This window comes from Tessaracoccus sp., from assembly GCF_016714275.1.
Taxonomy (GTDB): Bacteria; Actinomycetota; Actinomycetes; order Propionibacteriales; family Propionibacteriaceae; genus Arachnia.
Genome location: NZ_JADJNP010000002.1, coordinates 547,848 through 560,876, shown reverse-complemented (window position 1 = coordinate 560,876; position 13,029 = coordinate 547,848). Strand labels below are relative to the sequence as shown.

Annotated in this window: 11 protein-coding genes; 3 read left to right on the top strand and 8 right to left on the bottom strand. The window is 69.2% G+C overall.

What is annotated here, in order from left to right; translation table 11 throughout:
• Nucleotides 1–9: 9 nt before the first annotated feature.
• The 4 genes from IPJ61_RS11245 to IPJ61_RS11230 all read right to left on the bottom strand — a co-directional run bounded on the left by IPJ61_RS11245 (nucleotide 10) and on the right by IPJ61_RS11230 (nucleotide 6,858).
• Complete coding sequence (locus IPJ61_RS11245) at nucleotides 10–1,104, bottom strand: hypothetical protein (protein WP_297107113.1); 1,095 nt, start codon at nucleotides 1,102–1,104, stop codon at nucleotides 10–12.
• 60 nt (nucleotides 1,105–1,164) lie between these two features.
• The gene (gene pknB, locus IPJ61_RS11240; RefSeq protein ID WP_297107110.1) at nucleotides 1,165–3,216 is read right to left on the bottom strand and encodes a Stk1 family PASTA domain-containing Ser/Thr kinase; all 2,052 of its coding nucleotides are present in this window, start codon (nucleotides 3,214–3,216) and stop codon (nucleotides 1,165–1,167) included.
• Entirely contained in the window at nucleotides 3,213–5,657 is a 2,445-nt protein-coding gene (locus IPJ61_RS11235; protein WP_297107107.1) for an HAD-IC family P-type ATPase, read from the bottom strand. The genes pknB and IPJ61_RS11235 overlap by 4 nt, the downstream gene beginning before the upstream one ends.
• Before the next feature lie 112 nt (nucleotides 5,658–5,769).
• Complete coding sequence (locus IPJ61_RS11230; RefSeq protein ID WP_297107103.1) at nucleotides 5,770–6,858, bottom strand: polyprenyl synthetase family protein; 1,089 nt, start codon at nucleotides 6,856–6,858, stop codon at nucleotides 5,770–5,772.
• 52 nt (nucleotides 6,859–6,910) lie between these two features.
• On the opposite strand from IPJ61_RS11230, the gene IPJ61_RS11225 reads away from it, so the two are divergent.
• Complete coding sequence (locus IPJ61_RS11225; RefSeq protein WP_297107100.1) at nucleotides 6,911–7,807, top strand: methylenetetrahydrofolate reductase; 897 nt, start codon at nucleotides 6,911–6,913, stop codon at nucleotides 7,805–7,807.
• A gap of 283 nt (nucleotides 7,808–8,090) precedes the next feature.
• On the opposite strand, the gene IPJ61_RS22185 is transcribed toward IPJ61_RS11225, so the two are convergent.
• On the bottom strand, nucleotides 8,091–8,369 hold the full coding sequence (locus tag IPJ61_RS22185) for a helix-turn-helix domain-containing protein (RefSeq protein WP_366505628.1): 279 nt from the start codon (nucleotides 8,367–8,369) through the stop codon (nucleotides 8,091–8,093).
• Nucleotides 8,370–8,475: 106 nt separating this feature from the next.
• Between IPJ61_RS22185 and IPJ61_RS11220 the strand changes: the two genes are divergently transcribed.
• Entirely contained in the window at nucleotides 8,476–9,789 is a 1,314-nt protein-coding gene (locus IPJ61_RS11220) for a hypothetical protein (RefSeq protein WP_297107098.1), read from the top strand.
• A 13-nt stretch (nucleotides 9,790–9,802) separates the two neighbouring features.
• Here the strand turns inward: IPJ61_RS11220 and IPJ61_RS11215 are convergent, their stop codons facing one another.
• Both IPJ61_RS11215 and IPJ61_RS11210 read right to left on the bottom strand, forming a co-directional pair.
• A complete protein-coding gene (locus IPJ61_RS11215; RefSeq protein WP_297107096.1) occupies nucleotides 9,803–10,222 on the bottom strand; it encodes a type II toxin-antitoxin system VapC family toxin in 420 nt (139 codons plus the stop codon).
• Nucleotides 10,219–10,506: a type II toxin-antitoxin system Phd/YefM family antitoxin gene (locus IPJ61_RS11210; protein ID WP_297107092.1), complete on the bottom strand. Its 288-nt coding sequence runs from the start codon at nucleotides 10,504–10,506 to the stop codon at nucleotides 10,219–10,221. Before IPJ61_RS11210 ends, IPJ61_RS11215 begins: the two co-directional genes overlap by 4 nt.
• An 86-nt stretch (nucleotides 10,507–10,592) precedes the next feature.
• Here IPJ61_RS11210 and IPJ61_RS11205 point away from each other — a divergent pair, with 86 nt between their 5' ends.
• Nucleotides 10,593–10,745 (top strand): hypothetical protein, encoded by a 153-nt coding sequence (locus IPJ61_RS11205; protein ID WP_297107089.1) that lies wholly within the window; start codon nucleotides 10,593–10,595, stop codon nucleotides 10,743–10,745.
• A gap of 85 nt (nucleotides 10,746–10,830) precedes the next feature.
• On the opposite strand, the gene IPJ61_RS11200 is transcribed toward IPJ61_RS11205, so the two are convergent.
• Complete coding sequence (locus IPJ61_RS11200; protein ID WP_297107086.1) at nucleotides 10,831–13,023, bottom strand: HelD family protein; 2,193 nt, start codon at nucleotides 13,021–13,023, stop codon at nucleotides 10,831–10,833.
• Nucleotides 13,024–13,029 lie beyond the last annotated feature (6 nt).

Here is a 13,029-nt window from a genome sequence, read left to right as displayed (position 1 = left end):
CGGCAGCGGTTATCCCGCGGGTTCGATCTCCGCGATCGGGCGCGGCCAGGCGCGCAGGTTCTGCCAGACGAAGTCCGGCACGCGCCCGAAGAAGCCATGGAGGAAGCGGAGGGCGAGGTCGATGTCGTCGGGCATCCAGTCGTTGCTGCCGCCTACCTGAATGCGGCCCTGGGAGATCTGGAACGACGGCGCACCGGCCCGCAACAGGAACTCCATCTGGCGCTGATGGATGACATCGGAGGCGAACTTCTGATCACGGGCATTCACCCGGACGCGCTTGTTGAACTCCTCCCACTCGAAGCGCTGCGAGCGGCCGAAAAGGCCCCAGTTGCACGAGATGTCGCCGAATGGGAACGTGGTGCGGAACTCGCACAGGTCCTCTGTGTGGTGCTGCGTCTGCGTCGTCGTGCGGCCCTCGGAATCGGTTGAAGTGCTCGTCGTCGTCCACTTGTGGGTCAGTCGCACGAACGGGACGCCCCCGCCGTCGCCGGTGATGATGTTGACGGCCTCATGACTGGACCCGCCTTCGTTGTGGTCGACGAGGTCCAGGTACCTGTCGTCCCGGGGGATGTAGGTCCAGTCCGGATGGTCCTGGAAAGCCAGATGCGTGGGTGGCGGCGGGCCGGTGAGCTGCGCATGTGACGACGCCAACAGCTCGCGCCGCGCTTGGGCGAGGGCGTCGACGTCGGCCTGCAACTCGTTGGCGTCTTTGCGGGCGCCCAGCATCACGAGCGACGCGTGGTCGACCTGGATCCGCTGCGCGCCCGTCGCGAAGGTCGAGGTCAGCGCGGCCGGCGGCATCGAATGGGGGAGCGGAACCACAGCCACGACCCCGCGCCAGCCGTCGGAGCGGTACTCGAACGACGCGAACGGCGTCCCGTCACTGGTGGTGCCGACGACCTGGTCCTTGACCGAGCGGTCGAAGCCGACGCCGAACGGCGCGACGTTGAGGCCGTGCGTGATGCTGATGTCCGGAGAGCTCAGGAAGCGCCACCCCTTTGCCTCGAGCGCGGAGACGTAGCGGTGCCGGAAGATGGCCCAGACGACCAAGCCGGCAGCGGCGAGGCCGAGCAGGACAACGAACAGTATTAGGAGAGTGGACAAGACGATGGCTCCTTCATCTCAGTCGTTCCAGTGTCTCAGGCGACAGGCGCGGGGCGGGGGTCAGGTCACGTAGAGGATGACGGTGGAGCCCTTGGGCGCTTCCTTGCCCTCTGCCGGGTTGGTGCCCGACGCGAGGTCGAGGGGGATGGGGAAGTCGGAGTTGCGCTCGATCTCCACCTTGAAGCCCGCGTCCTCGAGCAGCTTCACCGCCTCGTCCGACGGCTTCAGTCGCACGGTGGGGATCTTGATCATCTCGGGTCCCAGCGAGACGACGATGTTGACGATGTCACCCTTCTTGCCCTCGCCGGTCTTGGGGTCCTGCCGGATGACGCGGCCCTTCTCCACCGACGACGAGTGCTCCTCCGTCGACTTCACCTCGAAGCCCAGCTCCTCTAACTGCTTGGTGGCGTCGGCCGCAGGAGCGTCCACGAGGTCCGGGAACCGGATGGGCTTGGGGCCCTTCGACACGGTGAGGTCGACGGCGGTGCCCTTCTTGAGCGGCGTGTCCTCCTTCTCCGAAGCCTTGAGCACCTCGCCGATCGGTTTGGTCTCCGACCACGCCTGCGTCACCTTCCCGACGACCATCCTGCCGTCGACGATGGCCTTCTCGGCGGCCTCCTGCATCAACCCGATGACCCGCGGCATGGGGTAGCGCTCCGGGCCGCGCGACATCACGACCTCAACCTGCGAGTTGCGGAGCACGCGGTCGCCGGGGCCGGGGTCGGTGCTGATCACCTGGCCCTGTGGCACGGTCTCGGAGTACGCCTCGGAGAGCACCAGCTTGATCGCGTTGGCGGCCGCGGCCTCCTGCGCCTTGACCTCGTTCATCGCGGCCAGCGGCGGCACCGTCGTGTACCGGCCCGCTGTCCACCACCAGGAGCCGACGCCGAGGCCGGCGGTCACCAGGATCACCAGCGCCAGCAGGATCGCTCCGCGCCGACGGCGATGCACCGGGTCCTGCGAGACGTGCAGCTGCGGGAAGACGGGCGTGCGCTGGCTGCGCGGCTGGTCAGACGACGGCGACCTCGGCGAGACCGGGACGGCCTCCGGCGCGGGGATGGGCGTGGCCGACGGCACGGCCGCCCGCCACTGCTCCTGGCTGACGATCACCGTGTCGGGTGTGGGTCCCGAGGCGGGGCGGGGGCGATCCCCGGTCCGCGGGCGGACGGGCTGCGTGTCCTCCTCCGGTGGGGAGTCGGGCAGCAGCGCGGCAGCAAGCGCCGGGTTGTCGCGGCCGCCGCCGCGTGCCAACTCCAACTTGGCGCGGCGCACGGCGGTCAGTAGCTCGCGACCGTCGACGATCCGCGCGCGCGGATCGCGGGCGGTCGCGGCGAGGACGAGGGTGTCGATGTAGTCCGGGATGGGCCAGTCGGCGGCGTGGCCGATCTCCGCGAGCCGCTCCGACGGCTTCTCGATGTCGACATTCACGTGCCGGTAGGCGATCTGGTAGTTGTTCTCGCCCGTGTGCGGCTTCTTGCCGGTCAGCAACTCGAACAGCACGACGCCCGCCGAGTAGACGTCGCTGCGGCCGTCGGGCCGCGAATGCGTCACCAACTCCGGGGGAAGATAGCTCGCGGTGCCGACCAGCACACCGGTGGCCGTCATCTGCGGTGAGCCGACCTGCCGAGCCAGCCCGAAGTCGGCGACCTTGATCTGGCCGCGCTCCGCGATCAGCACGTTCTCCGGCTTGATGTCGCGATGGACGACGCCTGCCTCGTGTGCGGCGGCGAGCGCGGCGGCGACCTGCTCGAACACGTCGAGGGCACGCTCCGGCGACATCGGCGCCTCCCGCGAGATGACCTTGCGGAGGGTCTCGCCGTCGATGAACTCCATGACGATGTAGGGCTTCCCGTCGGAGGTGCCCTGGTCGAAGATGCTGACGACGTTGGGATGGCTGAGGACGGCGGCGGCGCGCGCCTCGCGATCGAACTTGGCCGCGAACTCGTCGTCCTCGCCGAGGTCGCTGCGCATCACCTTTATCGCGACCTGGCGCGAGAGCCGCAGGTCGCGAGCGCGGTACACCGTGGCCATGCCGCCGCGCGCGATCTTCGCCACGATCTCGTAGCGGCCGTCGAGCACCTGGCCGACCAACGGGTCGAAAGTGCTGTTCATGCCACTCCATGCACGGTCGGGGAAGGAGGCCGTGTGAGCCCGTCTGCGCGACGATTCTCCCACACGATCGGCCGCTCGCCACGAATCCTGGCCGTGATCCACCACGTCGCCTCGACGGCGGCCGCGGCAACGAGACCGATGACGACGCCGAACGTCACGGTCGCCGGGTCCGAGACATCGAGCACGAGAGGGCCGCGGAACGCGGGTATCGCGAACACCAGGAAGTAGAAGCCGTAGGCGAATGCCACGAGCGCCAGCCGCCACCACACGTACGGGCGCGCGACGACCGAAAGTACCCACGTCGCCGACATGATGAGGGCGATCAAGGTAGCCGTGGAGGCCTGCACCTGGACGTCATGCGGGATGTCGGCGAGGCCTCCCCGCGTCGCGAGGTAGGTGGTGAGGGCGGCCGTCGCGACGATCAGCCCGCCTGGCACCGCGACGGCGAGGGTTCGGGCAACGAAGCCGGGCCGCGCGCGCTCCCTGTTCGGCGCGAGACTCATCAGGAACGCGGGAATGCCGATGGTGAACCACCCCACGATCGTCATCTGCAACGGGAGGAACGGGTTCGGCAGGTGCAGCAGGCCGATGGCTAGCGCCAGCGTGACCGCGTAGACGGTCTTGGTGAGAAAAAGCTTCGCGACTCGTTCGATGTTGCCGATCACGCGCCGCCCCTCGGCGACCACGTAGGGAAGTGTTGCGAACTTGTCGTCCAGCAGCACGATCTGGGCGACGGCGCGGGTGGCGGCCGCGCCGGAGCCCATCGCGACGCCCAGGTCCGCGTCCTTCAGCGCGAGGACGTCGTTGACGCCGTCGCCGGTCATCGCGACGTGGTGCCCGCGGGCCTGCAGCGCGCCCACCATCGCCCGCTTCTGTTCGGGTGTGACGCGGCCGAAGACGTCGCCGTCGTTCACGGCGTCGACGAAGGCGTCGCCGTCGGGAAGGGTGCGGGCGTCGACGGCGCCACCGATGGGCACGCCCAGCGCGCGCGTGACAGCACCGACCGAGGCCGCGTTGTCGCCGGAGATGACCTTCACGGCCACCTGCTGTTCCTGGAAATAGGCGAGGGTCTCCGCGGCGTCGGGCCGCTGCACCTGGTCGAGGACCAGCAACGCGGCGGGCGTGATCATTCCGGGCGCCCCGGGATCGTCGACGACGGTGTGCGTGGTGGCGAGCAACAGAACGCGGCGCCCCGTGGACCCGATGCGTTCCGCGCGGGCGGCGACATCCGCGTCGGCGAGGATGTCGGCGGCGCCGATCAGCCAACTGCCCTCGCGCGCGAACGTGACGCCGGACCACTTCTTGGCCGAGGTGAACGGCGCTCGCGCCCGCACCTCCCAGGGTTCGACCGGAGCAGGTATGTGGCCGCCGATAGCGCGCATCGACGCGTTGGGCGCGGGGTCGGCGGCGACGAGCTGGCTCAGCACCTCGTCGATCCTCCCGCGCGGCACCCCGAGCGGGACCACCGTGCCGAGCGTCATGGCGTGCTGCGTCAGCGTGCCCGTCTTGTCCGCGCAGACGACGCTGACGCGCGCAAGCCCCTCGATGGCGGGAAGCTCCTGCACGAGGCAGTTGCGGCGGCCGAGCCGGATCACGCCCAGCGCGAAGGCCATCGACGTCAGCAGGACCAGCCCCTCGGGCACCATCGGAACGAGCGCCGCGGTGGCCCGCAGCACGGACGTCCGCCAGTCGGTGTCCGGCTGGCTGAACTGTACGTAGATGTTGAGCAGCCCGACGGGAATCAGCAGGTAGCCGACGACGCGCAGGATCCGGTCGATGCCCTGCCGTAACTCGGAGCTGACGAGCGTGAACTTCGCGGCCTGGGCGGTGAGCTGCGCCGCGTAGGCGTCGGAGCCCACCTTCTCCGCGCGGTAGATGCCGGTGCCGGACAGCACGTACGAGCCCGAGAGGACGCCGTCGCCGGGCGCCTTCGTGACCGGGTCGGCCTCGCCGGTCAGCAGCGACTCGTCGACCTCCAGGTAGTCGGCGGCCACCATCGCCCCATCGACCACGATCTGGTCGCCGGGGCCGACGGCTATGAGGTCGTCGAGAACGACGGCGTCGCGCACGATCTGGTGCCTGTGCCCGTCACGGATCACCGTCGGATGCGCCTCGCCGACGACGGCGAGATTGTCCAGCGTCCGCTTCGCGCGCAGCTCCTGCACGATGCCGATGACCGAGTTCGCGATGATCAGCAGCCCGAAAGCGCCCTGCAGCACGTGCCCCGTGACGAGGACGCAGCAGAAGAGGACGAAGAGGATGAGGTTGACGCGCGTGAAGACGTTCGCGCGGACGATGTCGGCGGTGGAGCGGCCGGAACGGGAAGGCAGGCGGTTGACGAGGTCGCGCTCGATCCGGTCGCGAACCTCCGCCGAGGTGAGCCCGGTGAGTTCAGCCTCGATCCACCGATCTGCGCCTACTGCGCGTCCCCATCCAGGCACACTGGCTTCGCCTTGACCGCTCAACAGACGTTCCGGTATGCCTTCGCGTCCAGGGCTTGCCATTGCACCCGTCTGGTGCTGCTCGCTACCGCGCCCACCGGTGGATCGAGGCTCAGCTGGCACGCCGGACGCTCATCTCGGCGAGGCGGGCGAGCGCCGCGCGACCCTCCCGCGTCATCCGAGCCGCCTCGAGAAGCGCGAGCGCCTCGTCGGTGCGCTCGTCGATCAGCCGCTCGACGTGGGCGCGCGCCCCGCTGGCCTCGATCAGCGCCGCGGCGCGGTCGACGTCCGCATCGGTCAGGCCGGGGGTGCCCAACAGAGCGTCCAGCTCGGCGGCCGCCGCGGGCTCCGCCGACGCGAGCGCCGTCAGGACGAGCACCGTCCGCTTGCCCTCCTGGATGTCGCCGCCGTACGGCTTGCCGGTGACGGCGGGGTCGCCGTAGACGCCGAGCACGTCGTCGCGCAGTTGGAAGGCCCGGCCGATGCGCGAGCCGAAGTCGCCCAGCGCCGCGAGGAGGTCGTCGTCGGCACCGCCGAGCGCCGCGCCGACCTGTGCGGGCCGCCGCACCGAGTAGCTGGCGGACTTGTACTCCAGCACGCGGCGCGCCACGTCGAGCTCCTCGGCGTAGCCGGACGCGCCGGTCACGCCGTACTGGGCGCTGACGTCGAGAAACTGCCCGGCCGTCACCTCCGCGCGCATGGCGGCCAGCAGGGGGAGCGCGGAGCCGAGCCTGGCCGCGCCCGAGCCGTCGGCCAGCTCGATGCTCCACATGAGCAGGAGGTCGCCCAGGAGGATGGCCGACGACGCCCCGAACTCCGATGCCGATCCCCGGCCCGCGCGGGCGGCGTGCAGCGCCTCGAAGCGCCGGTGGGCGGAGGGGACGCCGCGGCGGGTGTCGGCGGCGTCGATCAGGTCGTCGTGGACGAGCGCGCTCGTGTGCAATAGGTCGAGAGAGGAGGCGACGGCGAGCAGAGCTGTGTCGTCGTCCGGCTGACCGCCGGCGGCGACGTGCCCCCAGTAGCAGAACGCGGGCCGCAGCCGCTTGCCAGCGCCGACGTACTCGCGGGCGACGGGCAGCAGGTCGGTGGCGCCGACGGCCTCAAGCAGCGGTGTCTTCGCGGCGAGGAAGGTGGAGAGGGTCTCGCTGACCGCGAAAAGGAACTCCTGGCTGAGCGGGGAGGCGGGGTCGAGCGGTCTCACGGAGGCAGCTTAGTCGAGCGTGTGAAAGGTGGGGCCGGATAGGGTTCGCCCCATGCCCCAACCGCTCACGCGCCCGGCTACCGTCGGCGAGCTTCTCGCCTCGGCGGCTGGGCCCTTGTTCTCGTTCGAGTTCTTCCCGCCCCGCTCCGAGGAGGAAGAGCCCGTCCTCTGGGCCGCCGTCGAGGCGCTCACCCCGCACGATCCCGCGTTCGTGTCGGTCACGTATGGGGCGAACGGGTCGCGCCGGGACAGGACCGTGGCGGCGACGCGCAGGATCGCCTCGTCGGGTGGACCGCTCACGGTGGGCCATCTGACGTGTGTCGACCAGTCGAAGGCGGACATCGCTGAGGCGCTCGCCGCATACCGCGAGGCGGGCGTGACCAACATCCTCGCCGTCCGCGGCGACATGCCCGGCGGAGGGGAGTGGCAGAGCCACCCCGACGGCCTCGCCAACGCCACCGAGCTCGTGCGCTTCGTCAAGGAGCAGGGCGACTTCTGCGTCGGCGTCGCCGCCTTCCCGAACCCGCACGAGACGAGCGACGACGCGGACCTCGACGCCCGGATCCTCGTCGACAAGGTCGAGGCCGGCGCGGAGTTCGCCATCACGCAGTTGTTCTACGACGCCGAGCGTTACACCGAGCTGCTGGCGCGGATGCGCGCGCTGGGCTGCGCCATACCGATCATCCCCGGGATCATGCCCCTGACGGTCATCACGCAGATCGAGCGCTTCGCCGAGCTGTCCGGTCGCCCGCTACCCGACGACTTCGTCGCACGCCTCCGCGCCGCGGGCTCGAAGGAGGAGGTGCGAGAGATCGGCCTCGCACATGCCGTGGCCATGTGCCGCGACCTGATCGCCGCCGGAGCCCCCGGCATCCAGTTCTTCACCCAGAACCGCTCGAAGGCCACTCGCGAGGTCCTTACCGCCCTCCGCGCAACTCGCGCCCGTTGAGCCGCCCATCGCTCGTTGAGCCGCGCCCCAAGGAGCGCAGCGACGCAGGCGCGCCTCGAAAGGCCTGGCACCCGGTTCGTGGACTGTTCCCCGGTCTGTGTGGGCAGTCCTGAGAGAGTTGCCGGGCGGCGCGTGGAGCGCCCGGGCGGCGTTCACGTTCGCCGACGCGCGCGGTGCGGGCTTTCCTCGAAGCGCCGCCCGACAACTCTCTCAGGACTGCAAGCGTCGGCTTCCGCTGGGCGCGTCAACCGTGATCCCGACAGGTCTGGGCTGCTGGTCAGCCTCAAACGGCATGGACGAACGTTTGCAGCCACGCTAATCGTCGGCGATGTCGGTCATCAGTTCCGCCGCCGTGACGCCCAGCGCGGACGCATGGTCGAAGAGCGTCTTCATGCGAGGATTCGAGATAGGCCCGGTCTCTCGCGCGTTGAGCCCGGCCCGCCTCGATCAGCTGTACCTGATTCTTGGTGATACCCGCGCGGTAGGCGAGCCCCTCCTGAGACAGGCGCCGTGCTTGGCGATGCGTGCGTACGTTCGCACCGAACGCACGCGCAGTCTCCACATCCCAAGCCACCGTTCGATCATCAACATGAGACCCTGAGTAAACGACCCTATATACATGGATTTTCGGTAGTCTTGCCACGCAAATCCAGGGATAGGACGGGGTAATGAGCGACGAGGTTCAGATCATTGGTGACGGCGATGGTGTGGCGATCATCGGGCACTCGACCGCCGTCGAGCGCTTCCTCGTCTCCTACGAGGTGGCGCAGTCGAGAGAGCTGGACTTGAGCCGCCTTTCCCCCGCACTCAGCACGGGATCTACGCTTGCGCAGGCAGGGTCCGAGTTCGCAGCCAACTCCGGCAGGTGGATGAAGCTGACGGAGGAGTCTGCGTTTGCTGCACAACTGCTCCCCATGGTTGATCGCTCGGGAGGTAAGTACGTCCAGGCAACCCTGCGAGCGCCCAACGGTCAGTTCGCCAAGAACCTCCAGTTCGTGCGGAATCCGAATCTGCTCGGGAACCCGGCGATGCTGGCGGGTGTCTCAGGACTCATGGCTCAGGCCGCGATGCAGCAGGCCATGGAGGAGATCAAGGACTATCTCGCGGCAATCGAAGAGAAAGTCGACGATGTCCTACGCGCCCAGAAGGACGGCGTGCTGGCGGACATGATCGGGGTCGACTTCCTCATCGAAGAGGCGATGACGATCCGCGAGCAGGTGGGCCGGGTGTCGGAGGTGACGTGGTCGAAGGTGCAGGCGACGACGGCGACGATCGCGCGAACCCAGGCCTACTCCCTCCGGCAACTCGATGCGCTCGCGGAGAAGGTCGAGAGCAAGGCGAAGATCGGTGAGCTTGCCAAGTCTGCCAAGGAGGCCGCGGTGACTGTCCGGGAGTGGCTCGCGGTGCTCGCCCGGTGCTTTGAACTCCAGGATGCGATTGCGGTGCTGGAACTCGACCGAGTGTTGGATGCCTCCCCGGAAGAGCTGGATCAGCACCGACTGGGGCTGCGGACCGCGCGCGACAATCGGATGGCGCTCATCGCGCGGAGCACGGGAGGGCTGTTGGAGCGCATGCAGGCCGCAGCGGTGGCATCCAACGTGAAGGTCGTGCTGCACCCCGTCGCTACTCGCGAGGTCGTGAATTCAAGCAACCATGTCGCCTCAAGCGTGTCTGACTTCCACGTGAGCCTGGGGATCGAGTCGAGCCGAAGCGAGCTGGAGGCAAAGAGGTGGTCTGCGGCGGTAGGCGAGGTGAAGGACCAGGCCCTCGCGGCGGGTGCGGACGGGGTCGGTGCCGCGAGGCAGTTCGGTGACAACTCGTTCGACCGGCTTTTGAAGTTCGGATCTCAAGCAAGTGCGAGCTTGAGCGAGCGTCTGGACCGTACCCGCACGGATAGAGGAGCAGCCGAACGCAAGGAGCTGCTGTCCGGCGTTGACAAGCTTGGCGAAGCCCCTGGGGATGCCTTGGAGGACCTGGGCTGAGTCTGCGTGGCACCTACGCGAGATCCTCGGGGTAGACGATGTCGATCTCGGCGATCGTCTTCGGGAAGTCCTTCCGGTTGTTGGTGAGGAAGCGGTCGGCGCCGGCTTCGATCGCCGTCGCGAGATGTGCCGCGTCCGCGGCGCGAAGGCCGTAGGTCACCGCGAGCGCCAGCGCCGTGCGCGCCGTCGGCTCGTCGAGCGGGCGGAGGTCGAGTCTGCTGAGCATCTCGAACAGCGACGCCGCCTCGACGGAGCCGGGGTCGGTGCGCAGGGGCTTGCTCAGGGTCTCCGTGAGGAGGAGGACGGACCCGAAGCCGACGAAGCCGTCGACTGGGGTGTCCTCGAACAGCGCCCGGATCGGGGTTCCCCGAACGTTTCGGAAATCGGCCGCATAGATGAGGACGTCCGAGTCGAACGCGGTCCAGGTGCTCATCGCGCCCGACGATTGGCGTAGATGTCCTCGATCAGCTCAGCAGTTCGCTCAGGACCCAGGTGCGCCTCCGTGAGCGGCCTTCGTCGGGCCTCCTCCAGCATGACGCGAATCTGCTCGGCGCGCTCCTGCAGTGCCGCGGTTCGGGGCGAGCGGAGCACGCTTGGATGAACGAGCACGGCGACGATCTGGCCGTGGCGGGTGATCTCCACCCGCTCTCCCGCCTGAACGAGGTCGATCTGGGCGGGGAGCGTCCGGCGGGCGTCGCTCACACTGATGGTCGTCATGGTCAGATTGTACGTTGATGTACAAGGAGGTACAAGAAGTCGACGCAACTGTTCGTCGGGTGGGATGACGCCTGTAGGCTCGCGCGATGGAACCTTCGCAGCTGCTCGCGCTCCGCTCGGGGCGGGTGCCCGGGTGGAAGTACGGCCACCATGTCGTCGAGCTCGGGACGCTCCGGGTGCCGAGCGGGAGGCTCGAGGCGAGCGACCCGTTCGTCGGACTCGGCGGCCAGGACGAATAACGTGTACGTCAAAGTCAGCATGCTGACTTTCCAACCACGCTGATGCCGATGCCGGTTCTGCCCATGCAGGCTGTGTTCAGTCCAGTCAGGCGAGCAACGCGCGCCAGTCCTGGGTGTCGACGTCGAGCGTCACCATCTGCTGGGTGGCGCGCGTGAGCGCGACGTAGAGCACGCGGGCGCCGCCCGGGGCCTCGGCGATTATGGCGTCAGGAGAGACGACCAGCACGCCGTCGTACTCCAGGCCCTTTGCCTGCAGCGCGGTGACGACGATGATCCGGTCCTCGAACGCGGCGAGGCGCGGGTCGCGCATGGCGAAGAGCTGCACCTCGGCCTTCAGCGACGGCGGGCAGATCACGCCGATGGTGCCGCCGACCTTCGCCGCCAACTCCAGCAGATGGCCCCGCAGCGCGTCGTGGAACCCCTCCCGGTCGGTGAAGGCGAGCAGCGGCTCGATGCCCGTGGTGCGCACGGCGCGGGGGAGGTCGGCGTCTGGGAACACCTTCGTGATGACGCGCGCGGCGAAGTCGAACACCTCGCTGGGGGAGCGGTAGTTGGTGCTGAGAGTGAACGTGCGGCGGGGCGCGCGGCCGACCAACTCGTCGAGCGCGCGCGTCGTCTCCTCCTGGTCGGGGTAAGAGCTCTGCGCCGGGTCGCCGACGATGGTCCACGACGACTGCGGTCCGCGGCGGCGCAGCATCCGCCACTGCATGGGCGTCACGTCCTGGCCCTCGTCGACCAGGATGTGCGCGTAGGTCGTCTGGGGGTCGTCGTCGGGGTCGACGACGCGCTCGTGGCGCAGCAGGTCGGCGGTCGTCAGCACCTCCGCCACGCCGCCGCTCTCCAGGAAGAGGTCGATCTCGGGGTCGCGCTCCTCCGGGGCGGGCCCGAGGATGGCGGCCAACTCGTCGAGCAGGGCGACGTCGGCGACCGACCATCCTCGCGCGAGGTCGGCCTGGCCGTGGTCGAGCCACGCGTACGAGTCCACGAGCGCGGCCCGGTCCGCGCGGCTCAGCTCGGGAGCGACCCGGTCGACGACGGCGGGGTCGGCCAGCCGGGCGAGCGCCTGGGTCGCGGTGAGCGCCGGCCACCAGGCCGACAGGAACTGCGTGAGGTTGGGGTGCTCGCGGACGAAGGCCGACAACTCGCCAGGCTCGATCTCGACGTCGTCGGGGAACTTGGCGATGAGCGCCCGCGCGACGAGGTCGGTCGCCATGCCCCGGCCCCGGTTGAGCTTGGTCGCCGACAGCACCTGGTCGCGGATGCGGTCCAACTCACGGCCCTCGAGGCCCAGCACCTCGCCCTTGACCGTGACGCGCACGCGCCGGGTCGCGGGGCCGTCGCTCAGCGGGGTGCGGACGAGGCGCCGCAGCACGCGCAGCATGCCGAGCGACCCCTTGACCGTGGCCGCGGCGGCCTCGTCGATCCGCTCGCTGGTGAGGCCGAGCACGTCGCCGGCGACCGCGCCGATCGCCTTCAGGGCCACGGAGTCCTCGCCGAGGCTCGGCAGCACGCGTTCGATGTAGTTCATGAACACCGACGACGGCCCGACGACGAGCACGCCGCCCTTCTCCAGCCGCGCCCGGTTCGTGTAGAGCAGGTACGCGGCGCGGTGCAGCGCGACGACGGTCTTGCCGGTGCCCGGACCGCCGGAGATGATCGTCACGCCCTGGTACGGCGCGCGGATGGCCTCGTCCTGCTCGGCCTGGATGGTGGCGACGATGTCGCGCATCGTGCGGCCGCGCGCGCGGCTGAGCGACGCCATGAGTGCACCCTCGCCGACGATCGGGAGGTCCGTGGGGACCGTGGAGTCGAGCAGATCGTCTTCGAGGCCGATCACCTTGTCGTCGCGGCACCGCAGCACGCGCCGTCGGACCACGTCCATGGGCGTAGCGGGGGTGGCGCGGTAGAACGGCTCGGCGGCGGGGGCGCGCCAGTCGATCACCAGCGGCTCGTATTCGTTGTCGCGTACGCCGATGCGACCGATGTAGCGAGTCTCCAGGTCGGCCAGGTCGATCCGTCCGAAGACGAGGCCCTCGTGTTCCGCGTCGAGCGTGGCCAGGCGGCGCGCGGCCTGGTAGGCGAACGCGTCGCGCTCGAACAGCGCGGTGCTGTCCTCCTCGCGGAGGAAGTCGGTGCGGTCCGAGAGAAAGATCTCGCGCCCCTGCTGGGCGAGCTGCTTGGCGCTGGCCGTCGCACTGCCGAGGAAGAGGTATACGCGGTCGACGTGGGCCTGTTCCAGCGCGATCTCACGGGCTTGTTCGGAGCGCGAAGTAGTCAAGGTTGC

What these genes read in the sequence shown, in the direction of transcription:
- pknB (WP_297107110.1), bottom strand. Translation starts at nt 3,216, where the DNA reads ATGAACAGCACTTTCGACCCGTTGGTCGGCCAGGTGCTCGACGGCCGC.
- IPJ61_RS11225 (WP_297107100.1), top strand. Translation starts at nt 6,911, where the DNA reads ATGCCCCAACCGCTCACGCGCCCGGCTACCGTCGGCGAGCTTCTCGCC.
- IPJ61_RS11220 (WP_297107098.1), top strand. Translation starts at nt 8,476, where the DNA reads ATGAGCGACGAGGTTCAGATCATTGGTGACGGCGATGGTGTGGCGATC.
- IPJ61_RS11215 (WP_297107096.1), bottom strand. Translation starts at nt 10,222, where the DNA reads ATGAGCACCTGGACCGCGTTCGACTCGGACGTCCTCATCTATGCGGCC.
- IPJ61_RS11210 (WP_297107092.1), bottom strand. Translation starts at nt 10,506, where the DNA reads ATGACGACCATCAGTGTGAGCGACGCCCGCCGGACGCTCCCCGCCCAG.
- IPJ61_RS11205 (WP_297107089.1), top strand. Translation starts at nt 10,593, where the DNA reads ATGGAACCTTCGCAGCTGCTCGCGCTCCGCTCGGGGCGGGTGCCCGGG.